Source organism: Streptomyces sp. NPDC085866, from assembly GCF_044541035.1.
Lineage (GTDB): Bacteria > Actinomycetota > Actinomycetes > Streptomycetales > Streptomycetaceae > Streptomyces.
The window spans coordinates 25,795-50,460 of the sequence record NZ_JBITSQ010000030.1 but is presented as its reverse complement, the minus strand read 5'-3'; the positions used below and the strand labels follow the sequence as shown (position 1 = coordinate 50,460).

19 protein-coding genes and 7 pseudogenes are annotated in these 24,666 nt (G+C 69.0%); 13 read left to right on the top strand and 13 right to left on the bottom strand.

The window, feature by feature from the left end; translation table 11 throughout:
- Positions 1–47: 47 nt before the first annotated feature.
- The 7 genes and pseudogenes from ACIF83_RS44235 to ACIF83_RS44205 form a co-directional block, all read left to right on the top strand.
- A pseudogene (locus ACIF83_RS44235) lies at positions 48–327 on the top strand (transposase); the annotation flags it as partial.
- Positions 328–442: 115 nt separating this feature from the next.
- A pseudogene (locus ACIF83_RS44230) lies at positions 443–723 on the top strand (substrate-binding domain-containing protein); the annotation flags it as partial.
- A pseudogene (locus tag ACIF83_RS44225) lies at positions 720–3,730 on the top strand (Tn3 family transposase). The pseudogenes ACIF83_RS44230 and ACIF83_RS44225, both read left to right, overlap by 4 nt.
- 383 nt (positions 3,731–4,113) lie before the next feature.
- On the top strand, positions 4,114–6,198 hold the full coding sequence (locus tag ACIF83_RS44220; protein WP_398141542.1) for a prolyl oligopeptidase family protein: 2,085 nt from the start codon (positions 4,114–4,116) through the stop codon (positions 6,196–6,198).
- A 191-nt stretch (positions 6,199–6,389) separates the two neighbouring features.
- Positions 6,390–7,259 (top strand): recombinase family protein, encoded by an 870-nt coding sequence (locus ACIF83_RS44215; RefSeq protein ID WP_393484789.1) that lies wholly within the window; start codon positions 6,390–6,392, stop codon positions 7,257–7,259.
- Between the two features lie 177 nt (positions 7,260–7,436).
- Complete coding sequence (locus tag ACIF83_RS44210) at positions 7,437–7,931, top strand: hypothetical protein (protein WP_399736121.1); 495 nt, start codon at positions 7,437–7,439, stop codon at positions 7,929–7,931.
- Complete coding sequence (locus ACIF83_RS44205) at positions 7,928–8,434, top strand: DinB family protein (RefSeq protein WP_393484791.1); 507 nt, start codon at positions 7,928–7,930, stop codon at positions 8,432–8,434. Before ACIF83_RS44210 ends, ACIF83_RS44205 begins: the two co-directional genes overlap by 4 nt.
- 73 nt (positions 8,435–8,507) lie before the next feature.
- On the opposite strand, the pseudogene ACIF83_RS44200 reads toward ACIF83_RS44205, so the two are convergent.
- Positions 8,508–9,189, bottom strand: a pseudogene (locus ACIF83_RS44200) (helix-turn-helix domain-containing protein); the annotation flags it as partial.
- A gap of 1,001 nt (positions 9,190–10,190) precedes the next feature.
- Between ACIF83_RS44200 and ACIF83_RS44195 the strand changes: the two are divergent.
- Positions 10,191–10,556, top strand: coding sequence for a hypothetical protein (locus ACIF83_RS44195; RefSeq protein WP_393484793.1), 366 nt, complete (start codon positions 10,191–10,193; stop codon positions 10,554–10,556).
- Between the two features lie 148 nt (positions 10,557–10,704).
- On the opposite strand, the gene ACIF83_RS44190 is transcribed toward ACIF83_RS44195, so the two are convergent.
- Together ACIF83_RS44190 and ACIF83_RS44185 are read right to left on the bottom strand one after the other, a co-directional pair.
- A complete protein-coding gene (locus tag ACIF83_RS44190) occupies positions 10,705–10,956 on the bottom strand; it encodes an NUDIX domain-containing protein (RefSeq protein WP_399736117.1) in 252 nt (83 codons plus the stop codon).
- 49 nt (positions 10,957–11,005) lie between these two features.
- A pseudogene (locus ACIF83_RS44185) lies at positions 11,006–11,293 on the bottom strand (transposase); the annotation flags it as partial.
- A 4-nt stretch (positions 11,294–11,297) separates the two neighbouring features.
- On the opposite strand from ACIF83_RS44185, the gene ACIF83_RS44180 reads away from it, so the two are divergent.
- Positions 11,298–11,582 carry a hypothetical protein gene (locus ACIF83_RS44180; protein ID WP_399736114.1) on the top strand — a complete coding sequence of 95 codons (285 nt, stop codon included), beginning with the start codon at positions 11,298–11,300 and terminating at the stop codon, positions 11,580–11,582.
- 108 nt (positions 11,583–11,690) lie between these two features.
- Positions 11,691–12,590 (top strand): virginiamycin B lyase, encoded by a 900-nt coding sequence (locus tag ACIF83_RS44175; protein WP_399736111.1) that lies wholly within the window; start codon positions 11,691–11,693, stop codon positions 12,588–12,590.
- On the opposite strand, the pseudogene ACIF83_RS44170 reads toward ACIF83_RS44175, so the two are convergent.
- From ACIF83_RS44170 to sigJ, 5 genes and pseudogenes are all read right to left on the bottom strand, one after another.
- Positions 12,566–12,848 (bottom strand): annotated as a pseudogene (locus tag ACIF83_RS44170) (hypothetical protein); the annotation flags it as partial. The gene ACIF83_RS44175 and the pseudogene ACIF83_RS44170 sit on opposite strands and share 25 nt — an antisense overlap.
- 210 nt (positions 12,849–13,058) lie before the next feature.
- Positions 13,059–13,487, bottom strand: coding sequence for a hypothetical protein (locus ACIF83_RS44165; RefSeq protein ID WP_393484797.1), 429 nt, complete (start codon positions 13,485–13,487; stop codon positions 13,059–13,061).
- Positions 13,488–13,975: 488 nt separating this feature from the next.
- Positions 13,976–14,614, bottom strand: coding sequence for a hypothetical protein (locus ACIF83_RS44160; protein WP_399736108.1), 639 nt, complete (start codon positions 14,612–14,614; stop codon positions 13,976–13,978).
- A gap of 210 nt (positions 14,615–14,824) precedes the next feature.
- Positions 14,825–15,736: an ADP-ribosylglycohydrolase family protein gene (locus ACIF83_RS44155; protein WP_393484799.1), complete on the bottom strand. Its 912-nt coding sequence runs from the start codon at positions 15,734–15,736 to the stop codon at positions 14,825–14,827.
- Positions 15,737–15,988: 252 nt separating this feature from the next.
- On the bottom strand, positions 15,989–16,942 hold the full coding sequence (sigJ, locus tag ACIF83_RS44150; RefSeq protein WP_399736105.1) for an RNA polymerase sigma factor SigJ: 954 nt from the start codon (positions 16,940–16,942) through the stop codon (positions 15,989–15,991).
- A 152-nt stretch (positions 16,943–17,094) separates the two neighbouring features.
- On the opposite strand from sigJ, the gene ACIF83_RS44145 reads away from it, so the two are divergent.
- Entirely contained in the window at positions 17,095–18,231 is a 1,137-nt protein-coding gene (locus tag ACIF83_RS44145; protein ID WP_399736102.1) for an LUD domain-containing protein, read from the top strand.
- 370 nt (positions 18,232–18,601) lie between these two features.
- Here the strand turns inward: ACIF83_RS44145 and ACIF83_RS44140 are convergent.
- The 3 genes and pseudogenes from ACIF83_RS44140 to ACIF83_RS44130 form a co-directional block, all read right to left on the bottom strand.
- Positions 18,602–18,718 (bottom strand): annotated as a pseudogene (locus ACIF83_RS44140) (IS630 family transposase); the annotation flags it as partial.
- Positions 18,719–18,779: 61 nt separating this feature from the next.
- Positions 18,780–19,907, bottom strand: a complete 1,128-nt coding sequence (locus ACIF83_RS44135; protein WP_399736098.1) for a serine hydrolase domain-containing protein — start codon at positions 19,905–19,907, stop codon at positions 18,780–18,782.
- A 131-nt stretch (positions 19,908–20,038) separates the two neighbouring features.
- On the bottom strand, positions 20,039–20,356 hold the full coding sequence (locus ACIF83_RS44130; protein ID WP_393484803.1) for a cupin domain-containing protein: 318 nt from the start codon (positions 20,354–20,356) through the stop codon (positions 20,039–20,041).
- Positions 20,357–20,427: 71 nt separating this feature from the next.
- Here ACIF83_RS44130 and ACIF83_RS44125 point away from each other — a divergent pair, with 71 nt between their 5' ends.
- Positions 20,428–21,396, top strand: coding sequence for a helix-turn-helix domain-containing protein (locus ACIF83_RS44125; protein ID WP_399736094.1), 969 nt, complete (start codon positions 20,428–20,430; stop codon positions 21,394–21,396).
- Positions 21,397–21,658: 262 nt separating this feature from the next.
- On the opposite strand, the gene ACIF83_RS44120 is transcribed toward ACIF83_RS44125, so the two are convergent.
- Together ACIF83_RS44120 and ACIF83_RS44115 are read right to left on the bottom strand one after the other, a co-directional pair.
- Positions 21,659–22,258, bottom strand: coding sequence for a hypothetical protein (locus ACIF83_RS44120; RefSeq protein ID WP_399736091.1), 600 nt, complete (start codon positions 22,256–22,258; stop codon positions 21,659–21,661).
- A 118-nt stretch (positions 22,259–22,376) separates the two neighbouring features.
- Complete coding sequence (locus ACIF83_RS44115; protein WP_399736184.1) at positions 22,377–22,694, bottom strand: hypothetical protein; 318 nt, start codon at positions 22,692–22,694, stop codon at positions 22,377–22,379.
- Positions 22,695–23,012: 318 nt separating this feature from the next.
- Here ACIF83_RS44115 and ACIF83_RS44110 point away from each other — a divergent pair, with 318 nt between their 5' ends.
- Positions 23,013–23,975: a Kelch repeat-containing protein gene (locus ACIF83_RS44110; RefSeq protein ID WP_399736088.1), complete on the top strand. Its 963-nt coding sequence runs from the start codon at positions 23,013–23,015 to the stop codon at positions 23,973–23,975.
- Positions 23,976–24,666: the final 691 nt, after the last annotated feature.

Sequence of the window (24,666 nt, the reverse complement as noted above, 5' to 3'; positions counted from 1 at the left end):
CGTCGTCGGGCCTGGCAGTTGGGCCGCATGACGGCACAGTCTTGCGGGTGTCGGGTGCTCTTGTGCCTGATGACCTGTGGGAGCACGTGGCACCGTTGCTTCCGCCCCGCCCGCCGCGTCGTGGTCGCTATCAAGGCCGTCTGCCGGTGGACGACCGGGCGGCTCCTCGCGGGATCGTCTACGTGCGACACAAAGGAGTCGGCCGGCCGATGTGTTGGCCGAACGCATCGGCTGCACTGGGGTGACGGCCTGGCGACGGCTGCGGGACTGGACCAGACGGGCGTCTGGCCACCTCTGCACGAGGTCATCCTGGCCGAGCTGCGCGCCTGATCACCGTCCGGTGTGGGACGCCGCCGGCCGTCTTGGGGGCGGCCTGACTCAGGACGGCTGCACCGCCGCCGGCCAGCGCCGCCGCTAGTGCTGTGACCGGGAAGGTTTGCCGGGTTGGCGGGTGCCGGACGACGTGGCACTGATCGGCTTCGATGGCTCGCCGATCGCGTGGCACACCAACCCGCCGCTGACAGCGTGCGGCAGCCGACGGAGGAGATGGGGCGCACGCTGGCGCGGGTACTGCTGGAGGAGATCGCCGCGCACTCGACGGCTTGTGGTGCTTGCAGTAGGCCCTGGTGTCCTAGCTCAGACACCAGCCGCAAAGTAGATCGTGTGCAGCCGGACGAGTCCCGTTTCCCTGTCCGGCCCGCCGTCGTTGGTCTGATCGAGTGATCGAGGCCAAAGGGGCGGGCGTGCGGCAAGAGTGGTCGCCAGAGGATCTGTTGGCGAACTGGACGCTGGTAGACGGCGACTGGGACTTGGTGGCGAACAAAAGCGGGGCAACCCGGCTCGGCTTCAGCCTGTTACTGAAGTTCTTCGAGATGGAAGGCCGGTTCCCTGATGTGCTGGAAGAGGTCCCGTCGGCCGCGGTGGAGTACGTCGCCGATCTGGTGAAGGTCCCGGCCACCGACTTCGCGAAGTACACGCTGGTCGGCCGGACTGCCGAGTACCACCGCAAGCAGATCCGTGAGGCCCTGGGATTCCGGCCGTCGACGGTGGCGGACGAGAAGGCGCTGGCCGAGTGGCTGGCCGTGGAGGTCTGTCCGGTCGAGCTGGTGAGGGATCGGCAGCGCGAGGCCCTGCTGGTCGAGTGCCGGGCCCGGAAGATCGAGCCGCCGGGCCGGACCCGGGTCGAGAAGGTGCTTGTCGCGTCGCGGGGCAAGTGGGAGAAGACGTTCTGCGCCCGCACGATCAACCGTCTGGGCGAGGGGGGCACGGCTCGGCTGCTGTCCCTGGTCGTCGAGGACAACGAGGCGGGGACCGCCCTGCTGGCCGCGCTCAAGCGAGACCCTGGCGCGGTGGGTCTGGACTCCCTGCTCACGGAGATCAACAAACTCAACGACGTGCGCAAGCTCGGGCTGCCCGACGGGCTGTTCGCGGACTGCTCGGAAAAGCTGGTGGCCGCCTGGCGGGCACGGGCGATCAAGATGTACCCCTCGGACTTCCGCGACACGGCGGAGGACGTACGGATCACCTTGCTCGCGGCGCTGTGCTCGTCCCGGCAGGCGGAGATCACCGACGCCCTGGTCGACCTGCTGGTCGCCCTGGTCCACAAGATCAACGCCCGTGCCGAGCGGCGGGTGGAGAAGCAGCTCACCGCCGAGCTGAAGAAGGTCCGCGGCAAGGAGGGCATCCTCTTCAAGCTGGCAACGGCCGCCGTCGACAAGCCCGACGAGGTCGTACGCCGTGCCCTGTTCCCGGTAGTCGGGGAGAAGACACTGCGCGAGCTGGTGGCCGAGGCAAAGGCGAACGAGAAGGTCTTCAAGGCCAAGGTCCGCACCACGCTCCGGTCGTCATACAGCTCCTACTACCGGCAGATGCTGCCGCCGCTGCTGAACACCCTGGGCTTCAGGTGCAACAACACCGCCTACCGGCCGGTGATGGACGCGATGAAGCTGCTGAAGAAGTACGCCGACGTCGACGGCAAGACCCGCTTCTACGACGCCGGCGATGAGGTGCCGATGGACGGCGTGGTGCGCAAGGACTGGCGCGAGGCGGTCGTCGACGACAAGGGCAAGGTCGAGCGCATCCCCTACGAGCTGTGCGTCTTGGTCGCGCTGCGGGACGCGGTCCGCCGCCGCGAGATCTACGTCGAGGGTGCCGCCCGCTGGCGAAACCCGGAGGACGACCTGCCCGGCGACTTCGAGGCCACCCGCGCCGTGCACTACGCCGCGATCCGCCAGCCGCTGAACCCGAGGGCGTTCATCGCGGACCTGAAGAAGCGCATGACCGCGGGTCTGGACCGGTTCTCCGCTTCACTCACGGACGGTTCGGCGGTCGGGGTGAAGGTCACCACCCGCAAGGGCGAGCCGTGGATCACCGTCCCGAAGCTGGAGCCGCTGGCCGAGCCCACCGGCCTGGCGGCCCTCAAGGACGAGGTTGCACGCCGATGGGGCGTCCTCGACCTCCTGGACGTGCTGAAGAACGCCGACTTCCTCACCGGCTTCACCGAGGAGTTCTCCTCGGTGGCCGCCTACGAGCGCATCGAGCGTGAGGTCCTCCAGCGCCGTCTGCTGCTGGCCCTCTTCGCTCTGGGCACGAACATGGGCATCCGCGCGATCGTGGCGACCGGCGAGCACGGCGAGAGCGAGGCGGCACTGCGGCATGTGCGCCGGCACTTCATCACCGTCGACAACCTGCGGGCCGCCGTGACGAGGCTGGTGAACGCCACCTTCGCCGCTCGCGACACCGCGTGGTGGGGCTGCGGAACCGCCTGCGCGTCGGACTCGAAGAAGTTCGGGTCCTGGTCCAGTAACTTCATGACCGAGTATCACGCCCGCTACGGCGGCAACGGCGTGATGATCTACTGGCACGTCGAGCGGAAGAACGTCTGCATCTACTCCCAGCTCAAGAGCTGTTCGTCGTCCGAGGTCGCGGCGATGATCGAGGGCCTGCTGCGGCACTGCACGGATGCCGAGATCGAGGCGAACTACGTCGACACGCACGGCGCCAGCGTGGTCGGGTTCGCCTTCACCGAGCTGCTGAACTTCCGTCTGCTGCCCAGGCTGAAGAATATCGGCAGCATCCGCCTGTACCGCCCGGACGACACCCCGCCGGGCTGGCCGGCGCTCGGCGGCTCGCTGACCCGGCCGATCCGCTGGGAGCTGATCGAGCAGCAGTACGACCAGATGGTGAAGTACGCCACCGCGCTCCGCGCACGGCGGAAGCGGAGCAGGTGCTGCGGCGCTTCACTCGAGGTGGCCCCAAGCATCCGACCTACGCCGCGCTCGAAGAACTCGGCCGCGCGGTGCGCACCATCTTCGCCTGCGACTACCTGGCCAGTCCTGGCCTGCGCCGCGAGATCCACGGCGGGCCCCAGGTCGTGGAGAACTGGAACAGCGCGAACACCGTGCTGCACTACGGCAAGGACGGAGCCCTGACCGGCCCGGACAAGGAGCACGCCGAGACCTCGATGCTCGCCCTGCACCTGCTCCAGTCCGCGCTCGTCCACGTCAACACCCTGCTGGTCCAGCGGGTCCTGGCCGAACCGATCTGGGCGAAGAAGCTGAGCGACGAGGACCGGCGCGGCCTGACCGCGCTGTTCTGGTCCAACGTCAACCCGTACGGCACCTTCCGCCTCGACATGGACAAGCGTCTCGACCTAGGGTCAGCCGTGATTGTGCCCGGACCCCGCGCAACGGTTGATGGAGCCGAACGATCCCCTGTGGACAAGAGTTGACTGTCTTCAAGATCTCGCCGGCCTCCGGATGAGCCGCAGGACACTCGCTCACGCCAGCGCGAGGACGACCTGGCTGCGGTGGTTGCCGCAACTACCCTCCCGTTCCCGCATGGCATCTCCGGTCCGCGTGCGCCGCTACTTCTCCACGGTGTAGCGGAGCTGAGCGGAGCCGCCGACGTCGATGGCCGAGTCCAGGCGCAGCGGGACGTCCTGGGTCAGTTCCCCGAAGAGGCGGTGACCGGCGCCGATGAGGATCGGGGCTGATGGTGCAGAACCAGCAAAGGTTACTCATGCGCGGTGGCCAGGGCGTCTGCTTGGATTGTAGATCGTTTTGTCCCGGCTAACTCCCCGAGGCCGTGCTGGCCCGAAAAGAGAGGCACCTGATGGTCAGGCCAACGCTGCCTGTGGAGGTCCCCCCGACGCGCCGCGTCCCTGAGAGCGGATACACGCTGCATGGCCGGCGCTACGAGGACCCGTATGTGTGGCTGGAACGGCTCGACGACGACGAGACGGTCGCCTGGATCGCTGCCCAGGAGACGGTCACCCGCACGGTGCTCGACAGCGTCCCTGGACGCGATGGTTTGCGCACTGCCGTCGCCCGTTCCGCTCGCTACGCGCGTCTGTCCCCACCGATCCCTGCGGGCCGGGGCGGGCGCACTTTCCTTTGGCAGGCCGGTGCCGATGACGAGAAGTCCGCCCTGGTGATGCACCGTTCGACCGGCGCCCCTTCAGAAACCGTGCTCGACCCGGGCGCTTGGCCGGCCAGCGACGTCCTGGTGTTCGCCGAGCCGTCGCCCGACGGCACCTTGGTGGCATTCGGCCGGGCCAGTGGCAGCACCCACAACGCGGTGATCCATGTCCTTGACGTCGAGACCGGCCAGCTGTTGCCCGACCGACTGCGAGGCACCGACCACGGCTCAGTCGCCTGGCGACCCGATTCGTCCGGGTTCTTCTACACCGCCTACCCAGAGCCCGGCGAGGTCCCGCCCGACGAGGAGGCCTGCTGGCACGCCGTCTACGACCACCGGATCGGCTCGGACACCCCGGCCCGCAAGGTCTTCGGGGACGATCGCGACAAGGACCACTGGTGCACCGTGAGCACCAGCGAGTGTGGCCGGTACGCCGTCATCACCGTGTGGGACTTCGTGCACGCCAACGACGTTACCCTGCTGCGCCTCACCGACAACGAAGTGATCCCGGTGGCCACCGGAATGCGGTCGGTCAACCAGGTGCAGGTGATCGACGACTCGGTACTCGTGTGGACCGACCTCGACGCGCCACGCGGACGCCTGTGCAGGGCTCCCCTCACCGACCCGACCTCATGGCACACGCTCATCCCGGAAAGCCCGGACATCTTGCAGACCGTCACCGGGATCGGAGGCCGCCTCTATGCCGTTTACTCGCACGCCGCCTCGCACCGGGTGGCCGTCCACGCCGAGGACGGCACTCATTTGAGGGACCTGGCGCTCCCGTCCCTCGGCTCTGTCAACCGGAACGAGGGGGAGGGCGTCGTCAGCGGGGTCACCGGCTCCTGGCACGGCGACGACGTGTGGGTGGCCTTCACCTCGTTCGTGCAGCCGCCGTCGGTCTACAAGTACCACTATGCACACGACCGCCTGGAGGCCTACCACGTACCGGACGCCGGCCTCGACCCGGCCGCGTACACCACGCAGCAGGTCTGGTATGACTCGGCCGACGGCACCCCCGTGTCGATGTTCCTCGTCTACCGCACCGACCTGCCGCGCGACGGACGGCGACCGGTCCGGCTCAGCGGCTACGGAGGCTTCAACATCCCCGTGGAACCGCGCTTCTCAGCCGTCAGCGCCGCCTGGCTCAAACTCGGCGGAGTGCTGGCCCACGCCAACATACGCGGCGGCGGCGAATACGGCCGCACCTGGCACCAGGCAGCCGTCGGCATGCGCCGGCAGAATGCCTTCGACGACTACATCGCCGCGGCCCGCCATCTGGTCGCCACCGGATGGACCACCCCCGACAGGATCGCCTCGCGCGGCAACAGCAACGGGGGCCTGATGGTCGCCGTCACCGCACTGCAAGCGCCCGAAGCGTTCGGCGCCGTCTACTGCCGCGCACCCCTGCTCGACATGCTGCGCTTTCCCACCTTCCCCAACCTCAGTGGCACCACCGTTGAATACGGCTCGCCAGACGACCCCGACGAGTGCGCCTACCTCGCCGCCTACTCGCCCTACCACAACGTACGGCCCGACCGCCGCTACCCGGTGATGGCGATCGCGTCAGCACTCAACGATCGCACCGTACCGCCACACGACCCGCTCAAGATGATCGCGGCCCTCCAAGCCGACGCCCCGCAGGGCGGCCCCTACCTGCTGGTACCGCTGCGTGACTCTGGCCATGGCGGAGGAACCACCCTGTCGGCCCTCATCGAGCAGGACGTCGACGAGCTGAGCTTCCTCTGCTGGACGCTCGGCATCTCGGCGCGGCAGAGATGATCCGTGGCTGATCAGGCGGAGTCGGACCCCCTGCCCTCGAAGAACCGGGGGTCCGCCCGCCGTCCCACTGTTTCATAGGTGGTCGCTCGTGAAACACTCGCCCGCCCCGCGGTTCACCTGTGGCGATCATGTTTCATGAGTTGTTGCAAACGACTGGACTCCTGAAACACCCTCATGAAACGCTCCGGGGCGTGAGCGACGACTTCAAGCGCGTGGAATCGCGCGACTGCCCGATGTCCACCTGCGCGGCCCCCGCAGGCTCCCCGTGCCGGACCGGCAAAGGCAAGGTGGCCATCCAGTACCACACCGCCCGCTTCCGCCTCGTGCCCCAACTCGCCAAGACGCTCAGCGTGCCGACCCCGGCCGTACGCAAGCCGGGGTCGGTGTGGACCGAGCTGCCCCGGCCCGCGAGCGCCGGCGCCCAACCGGTCGGGCACGTCCGCCTCGGCTACGCACGGGCCTCGACCGCCCGGCAGTCCCTCGACGCACAACTCGACTCCCTCGCCGAGGCCGGGGTGACCCGCGTCTTCTCGGAGAAGATCTCCACCCGCGCCACCCGGCGCCCCGAGCTGGAGGCCGCCGTGAAGCTCGCCGGGGAGATCCGTTCATCCGGCGTCGCCGTGACCCTCGTCGTCCACGAGCACAAACGGCTCGGCCGCGGCATCGCACTCGCCATGCTCGCCGAGGAACTGAAGGCCAGCGACGTCGGCCTGGAGTTCCTCACCGGAGAACTGAAGGGCTCGCACGACCCCTCCGGGATCGTGTTCACCGTGCTCGCGGCCATGTCCGGCATGGAGCGCGAGTACATCCGCGACCGCACCCTCGAAGGCCACGAGTCCGCCCGCAAGCGCGGCAAAACCATCGGCGGCGCGGGCGTCACCGACGAGTCCATGCTGTCCATGGCCCTCCACCTGCGCGACCAGGAGATGAGTCTGCGCGACATCGCCAAGCGGCTCGTCATCACCACCGGCACGAAGAAGGGCCAGCACCCCTCACCCGCCACCGTCATGCGGATGCTCCGCGAACACGACGAGCAGGCCGCCACGGCGGCGAGCGCGTGATCACCCGCTACTTTGCGGCTGGTGTCTGGGCTAGGACTCCGAGGCCCAGTAGAACTGGTCCGGTGGGAGTCCGCGTAGGGCGGGGCTCGTACGTGCTCGGCCAGGCGTTGTCATACCCCCGGTGTAGCGTCCCGACCGGAGTCAGGTTCATGCTCTGCGGTTGACGGAGGCCGGCTGATGACGAGTACGACAGGCGAGCCCGTGGTGGCGGTGTCCCGGCGCATCGGGGCCCCGACGGGCGACATCTTCCGGATCCTGGCCGACCCCGGACGGCACCCAGACCTCGACGGCTCGGGGATGCTGCGCGGTGGCGTCTCCGACGCCGTGGTCTCGGGCGTCGGGGACGTCTTCGTGATGCGGATGCACTACCGGCGGTACGGCGACTACGAGATGAACAACCACGTCGTCGAGTACGAGCCGGACCGCCGTATCGGTTGGGAGCCGAGGCCCGGTCGCGGGCACCCGGACGCCACCGGGCCCGGGGCCGCATGGGGCCACCGGTGGATCTTCGACCTGCTCCCGGACGGGGCGGGGGCGGCGGCGACCGAGATCTTCGACGGTTCGCGCATGCCGGAGGACAAACGCGCGGAAGTGGACAGCGGGCGCGCCTGGTGGCGGACGCAGATGGCGAGCACCCTGGAACGCCTCGCCGAACTGTGCGCCGCCCGGTGAACGCCGAACTCGACGCCCTCAAGGGCGCCCTGGACCGCCAGCGCGAGCACGTCCTCGGGATCCTCGAAGGGCTCTCGGAGGAGGATCTGCGGCGGCCGGTGCTGCCCAGCGGCTGGAGCTGTCTGGCATTGCTGCGCCACCTCACCCTGGATGTCGAACGCTTCTGGTTCCCCGGCGTGATCGCGGGTGATCCGGATGTGGCCGGACAGCTCACGGCAGGCGCGGAGGCGCACTGGTACGTACCCGAGGGGATGAGCACCGAAGAGGTCTTCGCCGACTACCGGGCGGCCATCGCGCACGCGGACGCCGTGCTTGCCGCCGCCGCACCCGAACAGAAGCCCGCCGCCTGGCCCGTGGAGATCTGGCCGACCTGGCAGCTGCCTGACGTGCGGCACATCCTGATCCACGTACTCACCGAAGTCGCCTGCCACAGCGGCCACTTGGACACAGTCCGCGAACTGATCGACGGCACTACCTGGCTCGGCGGCAACCCATACGACTAATTTTGTGACCGGATTAGGTTCGCCGGGTTCATCAGGCCGCGGTGGCGAGGGGGCGTCCGCCCCACCGGATGTTCGGGGCGCCGTCCGAGCGGGCCGCGCGGATCGGCCTCAGCGCGGCCAGGGTGTTCACGGCGCCCTTCTTCCCGCGGTTGACGCCCCATAGGGAGTCGTCACCGACCGAGTAGCAGCCGTGGAAATAGCGCACCCCCCTGGATGCGGTGGTAGGTCGCGGGATGTCGCTCGGGCCGGCCCTGCTCGGCCCAGCACGACCCGGCGGTGGGCCGGATCCCGAGCGGCCCGAGCTCGTCGAACGCGAACACCCGGTCCGGGAAGCGCTCCATCACCTCCTCGATCCGGTCCAGCTTGGCGTCGCGCTCCGGGTCCGGCGACTCCTTCCACGTCTTGGTCCGCTGGAAGGTGACCCCTCGGCGGACGAGCAGGCGCCGTAACGCCTCGCGTCCGATCCTGATCACGCGGCCGTGCACTTTCCGCGGGTAGGCGGCGAGTTTGCGGATGGACCAGCGGGTGAAGGGCTGACCGAGCTTGGTCGGGCGGATGGCGGCCGTCGCCACGACGAAGTCCTCGTCGTCAAGGCTGAGCAGGCGGGGACGGCCTCCCGCCCACCGAGGGTCCAGACAGGCCAGGCCCATCTCGTTGAACCGATGGATCACGTCACGGACGGTGTCCTCGTCGGCCTGCACCAGCTTTGCGATCACGGGCACCCGGTTGCCGTCGGCCGAAGCGAGCAGCATCATCACGCGCCGGTACCGCACCGAGCTGGTGCTGCCCCGGCGCACGATCTGCTGCAGCTTCTGGCCTTCCTGGTCGGTCAACCTGCGCACACGGACAGGCTCAGCCGCCACACCCCCAGCAGTCGGATCGGACGACACGCCATATCCAACCGCTTCGACCACCAACCCCGGTGAACCTTCCTGGTCACAGCACTAGCTCGGTGACCTGCTCGCCTACAGCGTCGTCCACGTCCTCTACCGCAAGGCAGCAAGCCTGGTGCGGCCACCGTCCGCCGCACCCGCCGCGCGAACTGACGGTGCCGGGCCGTCGGGAACTGTTCGTCGTCACCGTAGTGATCGCCGTCGCCACCTTCGTCGTACGCCTGTGCTACCCACTGCACGAGTAAATCCCCGTCCTCGGCTTCCTCCAGGCAGAGCCCGGCCGCCTTCCTCAGTACGCGGCCGTCTTCATCGCCGGTCTCCACGCCCACCGCAACGGCCGGCTCGACCGCTTCGACGCCCGCACGGGGTGGGTGTGGCTGACCGGCGGAAACTCCTCGGCGTAGCCGCGCTGTTCGGGATCGGCGCCGACGCGCCGTGCTTCGCCGCGGGCGGCTTCAACGCCGCATCGGCGCTCTCGGCGTCGTACGAGAGCGGTGTGTGCGTGGCGCTGTGCGTGGGCCTGCTCACCCTGTGCCGGGAAACGCAGAGCCGTAGCCATCGCCTGTCCGCAGAGCTGGCGGCGGACTCGTACGGCGTGTGCATCGGCCACCTTCCGCTGCTGGTCGGCGCGCAGTACTACTCGTCTGGCCAGGGGCTGTCGGCGGTCGGGGCAAGGAGGATCGTGTGCGTGCTCGTGGTGCCGGTGGCCTTCCTGACCACGGCCGGCCTACGCCGGGTGCCTGGCTTTCGGCGGGCGCTTTGGCCAGTGTCTATCCTGAACAGAACGCCTCGATGCGCACATGCCTGGCACCGGGGCACAGGGCGGCCTCGTCATGTACGGCCGCACGGGGGAAGGGTGACTGATGGACTGGTTCTGGTGGGTGCTGATTCTCTTCTGGACGGGTGGCTTCGCCTGGGTCGCCGACACCGCGCGTACCGCGTTGCGGAACCGGCATCAACGGAAGCTGGAACTGATGGACGCGGCGCAGCAGGAACGTCTCGCCGTCGAAGCAGCACACCAGGCACCGGAGCCCGTGTGCGGGTGCACGCACCACTTGGCCAAGCACGACAAGCAGGGCCACTGCCATGAACGAGTCGAGGTCCCGACGGCCTGGGACGAGAACAAGAAGCCGCTGCGCTACGAGGCTGGGCAATGCAACTGCCAGCAGTACGTCGGCCCGCAGCCGCTGTCGCAGGTGTACGCCGAGGACCTGACGGACCGAATCTGAGAACATACCGGCGCGGCGTAAGGAGCTGTGAACGTCGTCGGCGTAGTTACACGAGGTGTTCACCGTTTCCGAGCAATGGCCAAGACCTGTGGATCGTGATCAGCAGGTGGTTGTGGGGATGTTGGGCTGTTCAATGAGGGGGATGAACTCACCTTGGTTGTCGGCCAGTAGGCCGGGCCAGGGCGGCGCCCGGCGTAACGGCGGTAACGGCGGTAACGCCGGTCTCCTCCGTGATCTCCCTGAGGACGGCGTCGGTGAGAAGCTCTCCGGGATCCACGCCCCCTGCCGGCACCTGCGTGCCCGCGTCAGGGTGGTCCCGGTGATCGAAAACGAGCAGTTCCCGGCCGCCGGGCACGTTGCGGGTCACGTAGGCAGCTGTTCTCACGCGTGCGGACTGCATCGGATCGTCCCTCCATTGGTTCGTCAACTGTGTCATGGCGGTGCTGTGGTCACGCTGCGGCGGCCTCAGGCCGTTCGACGAGGTGGCCGTTGTCGAACCTCGCGCCGGAGCGGACCAGGGCGGCGAGTGAGGCGCCCGTGATCGCGCGCCAGCGTTCCTGGGCGGGCTCGATGAGCTTGAACACCATCGCGAGGGCCGCGACCGTGCTGCCCGCCCCGCGGGTGACCTTGGTCCGCAGTTCGACCGTGGAGAAAGTCGACTCGATGGGGTTCGTGGTCCACAGGTGGATCCAGTGCTCGGCAGGGAAGTCTTGGAACGCCAGCAGCTCGTCCCGGTCCTGGGTGGCCGTACCGGTCGGGGTGGATCTTGCGGAGCCGTACGTCGAGCTGTCGTACGTGGATGCTGTACACGAGCGTCAGCGGCGTCCGCTGCTGGACTGCGCGACGGCGCGGTTCGAGGACGTGACCGCGGTACGGCCGTTTCGCTGGTCGCGCAGTGAACGTCACTTCTCCGGCTGGTACTGGGCGGTGACGACCGGACGGCGCGTCGGCAGTTCCTGCGAGAACCGGCTTGCTACCCAGCAAGTCCACACAGGTCGAACACACGCCGAGGCCCTTGTCATCTGAGGCGAGACCGCATCGCGCAGCAGCATTAACCAGAGGCGGTCACGGAGCGCTCTGGATAGCATCCGCAGTCGCTGAACTCCACCACCCACCGATGAAGGAACCCGCCCTATGCCGCGCCGTCCCACCCCTCCGATCGCAGAATTCCCCGTGTCCGGCAGGGACGCCGGCCCCTACGGAATCACCTGCGGCCCCGACAGCGCACTGTGGTTCACCATGGTCCACCACGGACGGATCGGCCGGGTCACCCCTGACGGCGACGTCACCTCCTACCAACTCGAACCCGCTTCCAGCGGACCGTCGATCATCACAACAGGGCCCGACGAGGCTCTGTGGTTCACCGAATTCCGCAGCCACCGGATCGGTCGCATCACCACGACCGGAAACATCGCCTCGTTCCCGCTGCCGACGCCGGATGCCGGGCCGTTCGGCATCACCGCCGGCCCCGACGAAGCACTGTGGTTCACCGAAGCAAGCACCGACCGCATCGGCCGCATCACACTCGACGGTGAAGTCACCGAGTTCCCTCTCCCGCTCTCCGGAGCCTTCCCGTCAGCCATCGCCACCGGCCCGGACGGCCGACTGTGGTTCACGATGAACCAGGCGAATGCGATCGGCGCCATCGGGCTCGACGGTGATGTCACCATCCACCCGCTACCCACACCGGCCGGTGCCCCGGTCGGCATCACCACGGGCACCGATGGTGCCATGTGGTTCGTCGAGATCGGCGCCGGTCAAATCGGACGGATCACGCCGGACGGAAAGATCGACGAATTCGCCCTGCCCGACCGCACGTCACGCCCACACGCCATCACAGCCGACGCCGACGGAAACTGCTGGTTCACCGAATGGGGAGCCAACCGCCTCGGCATGATCACCCCCGACGGCCGAATCGACGAACACGACCTCCCCAGCCCGTCCTCCGAACCACACGGCATCACACTGGGACCGGACGCTGCAATCTGGACAGCCCTGGAGATCGGAACGGTCGCACGACTGACACCGCGCTGAGACCCAAGCTCCCGGACGGGAGCGATGCCGCGGGCGCGGACCTGGTCGCGGTAGAGGTCGTGGTCGTGGTCGTGGTCGTAGCCACGATCGGGGAACAGTGAGTCGGGCTTGCGGCGGGGACGGCCGGCCCGGCCACGGGCCGGGATCGCGGCGGCACCAGTCCAGCCGGGAGGCTGCATTCAGTCCGGCGAGCAGATCCTCGTGCAGCCGCTGCCAGACGCCGGCCTGGTTCCAGTCCCGCAACCGCCGCCAGATGGGCGCGCGTCCGGGTAGCTGCTACTCCTTGAAGGAACCCGAAGAACGCACAAAGTGCAGTCTCGCCTGTGCCGGCGAAGGCCCTCGCCAGCCACTCGCTCAGCCCGTCGCCTCTCCTCCGCAACGTGGGACGTCGGCGGCTGTGAGGTCGGGGCGAAGCCCGTGGCATCCCGCTGAGATCAGTCCCGGGGGGGGCGACGCGCCGCCGGGGCATCACACGAAGTCGGCTGCCGACTCCATCCTCAGCAGGACGTCCCTCCATTCCGCCCCGGACAGCTGCATGGCCGCCCGGCGCAAGTCGAGGGGGTGACCTGCGGCAAGCGATGCGGCGATCTCCAGCACGGTCAGATGGGGACCCATGGTGCCGGGCTCTCGGCGATTGTCGTCCAGCAGCTCGGGGGTCCGCAGCAGCTCCAGGACACCCGCCCAGTTCACCGAGGTGGGGCGGACGTGCGGCTTCACGGCGCCCAGCGCGGGCTCCTCGGTGAACCGGCGCAGCCAGTAGCCGCCGCGGAAGGAGGCGAGGATCACCGTCGCCCTCTTCATCTGGTGATTGCCCACTGACTCCACAAGCTGCCGTGCCAGGACCGCGGCTTGGGGGGCTTGCAGAACGTACAGCTCGTCGGCCTGATCAATAGTCATGTCGCAACTATGCGGCGGCTGGAGAGAGGGGGTCTGTGCGGCGCCAGCCCCTGTCACGCGAACGGACCAGGTTCGCCGATGCAGGCAAGATCCTCGCCCTCGAGGCGGACCTGTTCGGCTTAGGCACCCGCGCAGAGGTCCCGCCTCGGCTTCGAGTGGCCCGTGAACGCGAACGTTGAAGACAAGGACCCCCGTGACCTGCACGGCCCGGAAGACTTGGGCGACATCTGACGCGCGGGGCTTTGCGGTGCTCCCAACCTGCGGGGTGGAACTCGATGCTGACGGCGCGCACCCGACTTCCGCAGCCGGCCCCCGCTCGGAGAGAGGGCCAGGCCCACACCTCGGTCGCTGTGTTTCGCCGGGTCGCTTGAGGTGGCGCGCCGACAGTGGAAGGCTCGTCGGCCAGGCGAAGGTCCGTGGTGCTCGGCGGCGCTGCGCAGTCCGACCAGTTCGGCGATCAGCAGGACTCGGCTGCGGGCCGGGCCTGCTCAGTGCCGGCGGTCATTCCGGCTGCCCGACGAGCACCGCCAGGCGCTCCATCTCGTCCAGGCCATGATTGCAGCAGCGCCCGCAGACCAGGCGAAGCTTGTTCGGCTTGTCCGGCGTCGGGATGTTGTACGGCAGCCGGTCCTCGTCATCGCGTTGGCGCAGTCGTAGTCGCATTCGGCGCACAGCAGGCGCGCGGCCCGCGCCTGCTTCTCGCTCCAGGTCGGCCAGTCCGCCGCCAGGGCGAAGCCCATTACGGCCAGGCCCTCGGCCTTCGGCTGGAAGATAGTGAAGCCCCAGCCGGGGCAGTCCTCGGGAACGTTGCCGATGGCTTCCTTCAACGAGGGCATCCAACGCACCAGATGCGTCAGGTCCTTCCTGACGATTCGGACCTCCTCACCGCGACGCAGCTGCTTGTCACGCGAATTGGCCAGAGGGAAGCGGCACGCGGACACGACCGTGTACGGCACCTCCAGCAGGTCCATGTCCCGGCCGATCTCGGCGGCGGTGGTCTTCCACTCCCCGCAGTCCACCTCACGCCACAGCGCCAACCCGTCGCCGTTGAGCACGCCGGAGACCCGCACCGTGCTGATGACACGCCGCTGAGCGGCCCGCACCTCTGGAGGTACTGCTTCCGCCATCGGCTTCCCCCTGTCTCTCGCGGTGCCCCCCGGACGGGCCCCGTCCATCGTGGTCAACGACCGGCCGCGCCAGGACGTTCGGTGCGCTGCACTGGTTCTGCCGCCTGCGCATCCACTGGGAGATCCGCGACGACATCCACGAAGCCTTCCTCGCTCTCGGATGCGCACGCATCTGCTGGAGACGCCTGAAGTCAACCCGCCAGGAGTTTCCTACTCCGACACGATCGGGGGAAGCGGTTCACGGGCTGCGTGCCAGGCAGGGGGGAGGGCGGCGACGCCCGTGCGAGCGGCGATCACCCCGCCCGCGATAGCGCAGGTGGTGTCGATGTCGCCGCGCCCGGCGACCGTGAACCACAGACCCTCGTGCAGATCGTCGAGGTGACCCGCCGCGCACCACAGGGCGTACGGGACGGTGTCGGGCCCGGACATCCGGTAGCCGGAGCCCAGGACCTCCGCGGCATGTCGAACCGAGGTGCGCTCCGGCATCCGGGCCGCGACCCGCACCCCCGACCGGACGTCGCTGTCGGGGAGTCGTTCGGCGACCGCCTGGAGGAAGTCCGGCCTGGCCGGGGTGTGCCCGCCCCGACTACGGGTTGCCAGCGCCGCGGCGAGGGCGACCGCCACCGCCGCGGCGACCGCCTCCGGGTGATGGTGCGAAACCGCGCCCTGGCGGGCGGCCTGCTCGGCGACCGCATCAAGGTCGGCGGCGTGCCAGGCGCCGAGCGGGGCGGCACGCATGGCTGCGCCGTTGCCCCAGGAGCCCTGGCCGCCGAACTGTCCGGCGACCACCTCCCGCCAGGGCTCACCCGCGCCGATCCGACGGAGCACGTCATGCATCGAGGCTCCGTAGCCGCGGTGCGTGTCGTCGGCGTAGGCTGCCGCGAAACGCAGGGCGAGGCGCTCCTGGTCGACGGCGCCGCCGCCCTCGACGAGCTCCCGGATGAGAACGAGCGCTTGAGCGGTGTCGTCACTCCACCGCCACAGCGGCTCCGGGGGCAGCGTCCGCGCCTCCAGGCCTGCCGGACCGTCCCGGCGCAGGATGCCGAACCAACGGTCGCCGAAGGCGTCACCGAAGGCGAGCCCGTGCAACGAGTCCAGCGCAGCGGTAGGCACGTTGATCATTGGCGCAGTATCGCAACGCGATGGCGCTCCTGCACTCCGATTTTGGCGCGGACATGATTCTGACCCGGACATGGAGCTGGGCAACCGCGGTTACGACCAAGGCGATTACCGCCGCCTGGTCCGGGATCTGGAAGCCGCTGATCGCCCGCCGGTGTGCCGAGCAAGGCTCTTGCCCGGCGACCTGGAACGTGCGCGTGCCCGGACCGGGGTTGACGCTGAACCCTGACCGCTGTCGCTGGCCCGTCAGGCCGGTCACGACAGTTGCCATGGGCGAAGTTTATCCGGGTTGCGCACCGCCCAGATGTGCGTGATCCGGTCGTCGTCGGCGACCTTGAACGCGAACACCGTCTCGATCCGGCCCTCGGACTCAACCGCCAGGCCCGGCAGCCCGTTGACGGTGCGCTGGAGGATCGTGCGGGGCGGCGCGAACCGGGCGATCATGAGGTAGAGGTGGGCGATCTGCTCTGCGCCCTCGAGCGGCAGCAGGTGGGCGATGGCGCGGCCACCGCCGTCGGAGATCGCGGTGGCGCCCGGGTCGAGCAGGCTCAGCAGGGCTTCGATGTCCTGCGCCTCCCAGGCCGCCTTGAACCGCCGCACGACGCTCGCCTGCCGGGCAGCGTTCGGGCTCGCCTCGGCCCGGGCGGCGGTGATGCGACGGCGGGCCGAGGACGCCAGTTGACGGCACGCCGCCGGGCTGCGGCCGACGATCTCGGCCACCTCGGCGAACCGGTAGCGGAATATGTCGTGCAGCACGAACGCCACCCGCTCGGCCGGGGTCATCGACTCGAACACGACCAGGAAGGCCATGGTCACCGACTCGTCGAGGGTGATCCGGTCAGCCGGGTCCACCCCGGGACCGCCCGCCGCCCCGGCGATCCACTCGGCGGGGTCGGGCAGCGGCTCCGGGATCCATTGGCCGACGTAGGTCTCCCGCCGGGTGCGTGCCGAGCCGAGCATGGTCAGGCAGATGCGGCTGGCCACCTTCGTCAGCCAGGCGCCCGGGGACTCGATGGCCTCCTGCTGCGCCCGTGACATCGCGTACCAGCGGGTGTAGGTCTCCTGGACGACGTCCTCCGCGTCGGCCAGGGACCCGAGCATTCGGTAGGCGAGATTGAGCAGCTGTCGCCGCTCGCTCATGATCCTGCTCAGTCCCGGGTCCTGCTGCTCGTCTGCCTGCCGCTGTGCCTGTCCCGACGGGGTGGTCATACGCTCTCCGGCTCCCTCGCTCACGTTCCCTCTTCCATTACGACGAATCAGAGCGGCGGAATGTGAGGACGGCTGCTCGCCTCACATTCGGCGGGGCTGCGTTGTCGGACTGGTGAAGGCGACTACACCATCCACAGAACAGGTAGATCAGCATGAACGACTTCCAGGAGATCGCTGACCGCGTCGAGATCGAGGCGCTGCGCGGCGAGTTCACCGACGCGGCGATGATGCGCGACCGCGCCCGACTCGCCGCACTGTTCACCCCCGACGGGGTTCTGCGCATGCCCAACGTCCCGGTCGAGCTCATCGGCCGGGAGGAGATCCGGACCGGTGGCGAACGCCTGCAAAGCCAGTGGGACTTCTTCGTGCAGAACAGCCACCCGGGCACAATCCGGATCGATGGCGATGCCGCCACCGGTCGCACCTACATGCAGGAGATCGCGCGTGTGCTCGACGGCCGATCGGGCCTGAACTTCGCCATCTACCACGACACCTACCTGCGTACTCCGGAGGGATGGAAGTTCGCCGAGCGGGTCTACGAGGTCAGGTACGTCGACACCACCCCGCTGCGGGGTTCTGCGCCTAGCCCCGACGCTCAGGCACATGGCTCCGGCAAGGCCGGGGACGCCGGTCGGACATCGGGTGCCGGTGAGGCGGACGCGCCGACCACCGGGGCGGTCGCCGAATACAGCGCACCGGCGTCCGCCGAACGGCTGGACCGCACGATCGCCGCGCTGCGGGCGAACGGCTTTACCGCCGAACTGCTCGACGACGCCGCGGCGGCCCGCGCCCGCATCAAGGATCTGATACCCGAGGGCGCGAGTGTGTTCACCGGGGCCAGCGAGACACTTCGGCTCTCCGGCATCGCGCAGGACATCGAGGCGGGCGACCGCTACCAGGCCATCCGGCCGCGAGTGCTGAACATGGACCGCGCCACCGAGTCGGACCAGATCCGCCGACTGGTCGCCACCCCCGACGTCTTCGTCGCCAGTGTCACGGCCGTCACCGAGACCGGCTCACTCGTCGTCGCCTCCGGCAGCGGTAGCCAGCTGCCCGCCTCCGCCGGCGGCGCCGCAAGGGCGATCTGGGTCGTCGGGGCACAGAAGGTGGTGCCCGACCTGAGCACCGCACTGCGCCGGGTCGAGGAGCACGCCCTCCCACTGGAAACCGCCCGCGCCCAGGCGGTCTACGGGCAGCCGAGCGCGGTCAACCGTCTGCTCGTCCTCAACGCCGAGCCGCAGCCCGGGCGCGGCACCGTCCTGCTGCTGCGCGAGGCCATCGGTTTCTGACATCCCGCGCGGTGAGGACGAAGGACGCCAGAACGCCGCGGCGGCGGAAGGCGAACCGTATCGGGCTCGCCGTCCGCCCCGCGCCCTGCCCTGGCGGCGTCGTTGGCGACGATCTCACGGTCGGCGACCTCGCGCTCGAGCTCGCCCTCGCGGAAATCGGGTTCGCGACGCGTGTACCAGAACGTGGTGGCCACCCATGAGATCTCCTCCAGTTGCTGGAGCGTCGCCGGGGTCGCGGCGGGGGTGAGGTCGTTCGTGCGGTGTCCCTCGTGGGTGATTTCGTGTGGTGGGCGGCAGAGGCCGGAGCCGCGGCGACCAGTGCGCGGCCGAGCTCACGTGGTCGGGCAAGATGTCACCGACCCCGAAGATGGTCCAGCGCGAACTGGCGCAGAGCGGTGAACCGGGCCTCGACACGGTTCAGCCAGGAGCTGTCGGTCGGCATGTGGGCGATCTCGACGTTGTCGGCCGCGGCCCAGTCGCCGACCCGGGCGTCATTTGGCACGTTGCAGGTGGTTCGCAACACAGGTCGCGGCGCATCACCACGATGGTCAGCGGTGTACGCGCCGAACATCGGCGCTGCCGTCGCCCAACGCCATCCGGTGGAACGCGGCAATCGCCTCGTCGAGGGGATGAGGCTGCGGCTTTCCTGATGAGCCGAGTCGGTTCCACCTTTGCAGGTTCACCGCGACGGACATCTGCCGTGTACCGTCGGCGCTGGTCATGGAGAGTGCTCCGCTGCCCCAGGCGCTACCGTCGTGGCCCCAGAAGGTTCCGCAGCCGGGAACCTGGGTCTTGTGCAGGCCGAGGCCGTAGTCGATGACTCTCCCTTCGAAGGAGACGACCGGTACCGTGCGCTGCATCTCCGCCAGCGACGACGGGGCGACAATCTCGCCGGCGAGCAGCAGGCCGAAGAAGCGGTTGAGGTCCGCGACGGTCGATATCAGCGAGGCCGCCGGCCCCACCCACGACATGTCGTAGACGCTGAAGTCGCGCGGCGGGTCGATCATGCCGAACCACGCCTCGTAGTGCAGTGCGTGTGGCCCGTCGATTTCCGGCTCCGAGGGCAGGGTTGTGTCCCGAAGCCCGGCGCGCTCGATGACGTTCTCGGTGATGCACTGCTCCGCGGCGAGACCGGTGACCTCCTCCAGGAGTTGACACAGCAGCAGGTAGTTGGTGTTGGAGTACACCCCGGGAGTGTCGCCGGGGCGACTGGGGGCGGGTGCCGCGATTCCCATCCCGATCAGCTCGGTCGGGTGGAATCGTGTCATCCGGTTGTCGGTGATGCTCTCGGGCGTAGTGTCCGCCAGGGCGGGAAACGCCTTCAGGGACGGGTAGGCGTACGGGAGGTAATCGGGCAGGCCGCTGCTGTGGTTGATCAGCATCCGGACGGTGATCGCGTCACCGCGCCGCCCGGGCACCAGCTTGGGGAGGTAGTGGCCGATGGGCATGTCGAGCCCGATCAGGCCGCTCTCGACCTGCTGCAGCACTGCGGCGGCGGTGAAGGTCTTGCTGATGCTGCCGACGCGATGCCTCATATCGGTGGAGACGGGACGGCCGGTGGCGAGATCGGCGACCCCGGCGGCGCCGCGCCAGACCTGGGCGTCGTCGCGCACCTCGGCGAACACTCCCGGCATTCCCGCGCGGTGGACGTCCTCCAGGGCGGCGTGCAGCTCCATGTGATCGAGCGGATTCTTCACTGCATATGACCCTTCGTCATCAAGGGGTGAGGTAAGCGGAGGGCGAGGCAGGGGACATGCTGTCCCGGCCCGGCTGCGCACCGGACACCAGCCCGTGCGCAGCGGGAAGGTCAGCGGGTGAGGATGCTGATCCCGAGCATGCGGGCTCCGGTCTCGGTGCGTGGGCGGTGCGTGCTCCCGGGTGCGAACACCACGTAGCTGCCCGGTCCGAGACGGTGCCCGCGGTCGATGAACTCTCCGGAGATCACGTAGTAGCGTTCCTCGCCCTCGTGCACGTCCTCCTCGGGCCACTGCGCCCCTGGGGCGAAGTCGTACATCCATCCTCGCGCCCAAGGCGTGGCGGGCAGTCGACGCCGGGTTATTCCGGGAGCGACCTCCACCGGTTCGACCTCGTGTGCGTTCAGGACCTGCATGGGTTCGTGGCTCATGTGTCCCACTGTCGTCGCGTGGATCACCGAATCCCAGTGTCCAGGATGACGTGTGAGGGTACTTTTCTGCCATGACTCCTCATCGCGTGGTCGCCTTGGCGATTCCGCCGCAGTCCACCTTCGAGCTGGCATGTGCCGCTGAGGTCTTCGGCCTGTCCCGCGATGGGTTGCCTTCCCGCTACGAGTTCGGCGTGTGCGCCGAACGACCGGGCCGGATTGCGACCCTGGCGGGCTACGACATGACGGTCAGCCAGGGTCTGGACGCGCTGCAGACCGCGGACACCGTGGTCATCCCCGGCTTGCAGTGCCGCCAGGAACCTGCCCCGCTCGCCGTGCTCGACGCGGTCCGGCGGGCCCACCGCCGCGGCGCCCGCATCGTCGCGATCTGCTCCGGCGCCTTCCTGATCGCACAGGCGGGGCTGCTGGACGGCCGGCGGGCGACCACCCACTGGCGGATGGCCGCCGAGTTCGCCGCCCGCTTCCCAAAGGTCGAGGTCGAGGCCGACACGCTCTACATCGACCTGGGCGATGTAGCCACCAGCGCCGGGACCGCCGCGGGCATCGACCTGTGCCTGCACCTGGTCCGCGCCGACCACGGCGCGGCCCACGCCGCGCATATCGCCCGGCACATGGTCATGCCGCCGCACCGGGAGGGCGGGCAGTTGCAGTACGCCGCGGCCGCCCGCACCGACGCACCGCCGGACTCCCTGGCCGCCGTCCTGGAGTGGGCTGTCGAACACCTCCACGAGCCTCTCACCGTCGACGACCTCGCCGCCCGGGTGGCCGTCTCGCCACGAACCCTCGCTCGCAGGTTCACCGAACAACTCGGCACCTCCCCCGGTCGATGGCTCCTCCACCAACGCGTCATGGCGGCCCGGACCCTGCTGGAGGACACCGACCTGGCCGTGGAGGCGATCGCCGCCAAGGTCGGGCTCTCTACGGCCACGAACCTCCGAAGGCGTTTCCACGCGACGTTGCACACCACCCCCGCCGCCTACCGTCGCGCCTTCGGTCGCCGACCCCAAACGACCGCCGGGTGATCCGGCCCCGGCGGCCGTGGATGACACTGCCACAGGTCGAACCGGCCACAGCGGAGGAGTGAGCGACTGGTACGACCACAACAGCCTCCGCGGTGAGATCGGTCAGGCGGCCAATGGCAACGGCATCCGCCTCCCCGGCCAGCGCAGGGAACTCGCGCTCGACGAGCCACGCCACCGCCTCCCGCAGGCGTGTGTGGGTGACATCCGGTGCCTGAGCCCAGTGGGAGATCTCGGACAGCCTGTCTTCCGGAGCCTGCCCAGATCAGCCGAACCAGACCACCAGGCGGACGTTCTCGTCCCCGTGCACGACAGCCAGTTCACGCATCGTCGCCCATACCGGTCCCCAACTTCCGTCCGGCGAGGCGAACATACGGGGCGTGAGAATCACCGGGCGGTACACGGCGCCGTTCAGACGGACCTCGCCACCCGGTGGCCATTCCGACGGCATCAGATCCTCGCCGAAGAGCTCCTCCGCCGCGTCGAGCACCTTGATCGGCGCCCAGACCACGTCGTCCAGGACGAGCTCGCCGTCCGGCCCCGGTCGCCACTCGCCCAGACGGTTCCCGTCGGGACCGTCGCAGAGCGGCGCGTCCCAGTCGACCGCCGCGATCTCGGCCCAGGTCGCGTACGAGTGGCTGTGGTTCAGTTCGTCACACTCCTTCGGCACTTCGTCGCAGGCGTCCTCTGGCCACCCCCGCTGGTCGAACAGTGGCCGCTCCACCCCGAGGCTCCCGCCGTAGCCGAACAGGCACTCGCGGGCGTGCCGGGCCTTCCAGAGGCCGAAGTCGAGCAGATCAACCGCCATCTCCCACGCCCCGCCTGCCATACGTGTCTCGATCAATCCGTCGATGTACGTCCCCATGGACGCCGATGCTAGGGGTGTCTCGTCGATCAGGCGGCCAGTGCTCTCGGACAACCCAAGCCGAAGAGCACCTGCTTGGCATCGGGGGGAACCGACGGTATGCCCTGATCAGGCAGTACTAGCCAGCTCTTGAAGATCGTTTCCCGTGAGCTTGTAGATCATTTCCCGCTGCCTGGCCGCAGGATGCCCTGACCGCGCTGTGCAACAGCGCGTCGACGTCGGTGCCGTCGACGGAGCGCATCGCGACATGGTCGTCGGGCCGGACGAGGATCGCTCCGGCGCCGATGATTCCGCACAGGGCGTGGCAGTCGCCGTCGCAGACGAGGTCGGATCCCACCGCCAAGACATCGATGTTGACCTCCGGGCGGCCGGTTGCCGCCAGCCAAGCCGCACCGTCTTCGCCGGCCAGGAGAAGGAACCGGCCCGGTTCGGTCAGAGGGGGTTTTCGTGGCCTTGGGCCGTGTCTGGGCTGTCGGCCGTTGAGGTGAGGTGATTCGGCTGTACCGGTCGAAGCCGGACGGCTCGGCTGGTCGTGACGGCCAGGCGACCACCGGTCCCGGTACTAAATCGGCATCCATGCGCTCAGCTGACGGCGAGGAGGCCGACGTTGCTATCAGTGACCCTATCGATCCCGCGTAAGCGGGGTCGGCGGTGCCGTCTGCGGCTCGCGTCGCTCCTTGCCCTGGTGGCGGTCTTGGTGGGAGTGCTGCCGGCGGCGGCCACCAATGGGACGGTGTGGACGACACTGCCGTCGATGCCCACGGCCCGCTGGGGGCTGGCCGCGGCATCCGCACCGTGCCCAACGGGGCAGACCGGCACCTGCGTCTACGCCGTGGGCGGCAACGGCAACGGCGGCACCACCGCCGAGTCGTACAACCGGCTCACCAATGCCTGGTCGACGCTGCGTTCGCTGACCACACCTCGTCGCGACCTGGCGGTGGCGGCCGCCCCGTGCCCGTCGGGACAGACCGGCACCTGTGTCTACGCCGTGGGCGGTCTCGATGCCGGCAACACCGTCGTGGGCACGGTGGAGTCGTACAACCCCGCCACCAACGCCTGGAGCACGGTGACCTCCCTGACCACGCCCCGGTCGCAACTGGCGGCGGCCGCAGCCCCCTGTCCGCCCGGGCAGACGGGCATCTGTGTCTACGCGGTCGGCGGCAACAATAACGGCCTGGCCGTGGGCACGGTGGAGTCGTACAACCCGGCCACCAACGCCTGGAGCACGGTGGCCTCGAACACGCCTCGGCTGCTTCTGGCGGCAGCGGCCGCCCCCTGCCCGTCGGGACAGACCGGCACCTGTGTCTACGCCGTGGGCGGTCTCGATGCCGGCAACACCGTCGTGGGCACGGTGGAGTCGTACAACCCCACCACCAACGCCTGGAGCCCGGTGGCCTCACTGCCCACACGCCGGGCGGGCCTGCCGGCGGCGGCCGCTCCCTGCCCGTCGGGGCAGACGGGCACCTGCGTCTACGCGGTGGGCGGCTTCACCCCCGGAACCGTGGGCACCGTGGAGTCGTACAACCCCGTCTCCAACGTCTGGACGACGCTCCCGACGGCGCCCACATCCCGGGCGCAACTGGCGGCGGCGACCACCAAGTGTCCGCCCGGACAGACGGGCACCTGCGTCTACACCGTGGGCGGCGTCATCCCAGGGGGCGCGCCCGTGGGTACGCTGGAAGCCCTCGACCCGCCGGCGGCCAAGCCCTCGCGCTGACCCGACCGAACGAACGAGGGGCTCCCACCTGCGTGGGAGCCCCTCACCCATGCCGCACCGACTTGTGCGCCCAGGCCGTGAAGGGGTCGGGTGGCCCGGGGGTGCGATTCCCCCGGGCCACCCGACCCCATTGTCAGCAGTACAGCGACCACTTCGAAGGAGCGCCTCGAACGCGGCACCGGCATCGTGCATGCGGGATCGGTCCACCGCCAGCCCGCCTCACGTGATCCGGAGATCGGGTCTAGTAGGACGTTTGCTGCGGCACTACAGCGGGCCTCGCTACTGCCCGATACGGATGCCGTGAGGCACATCTAGCCGCGGGCGTGTGCGTGATCGACTGTGGAGATCCCAACTGCGTGCCGGTGCCCACCCCGGTTCCGTGACCCTGTGCAGGCCCGTACTGAGGCGCTTCGCCACGTCCGTGAGCACGTTGCCCGCATCGAAGTGCAGGCTGACACGGCCTGCCGGTGTCGCATCGAATCGTGCGTGTGCGTGGTATCCCACGCCCGTCGCCCGGTGCTCTGGCCGGCCAGTTCTCGTCCTGATCCCCGACCTGCAGGGCAGGGTGTGGGTGATCGCGGAGGTGTGCTCGAGGTGTGCCCGGCAGCTGCCTCGGCGCAAGATCGTCAGAAAGAGTGCGCCGCCTACCGTCAGTCGGCGTGAGCCAAGCGTCACTGCAGGAACCAGCCCC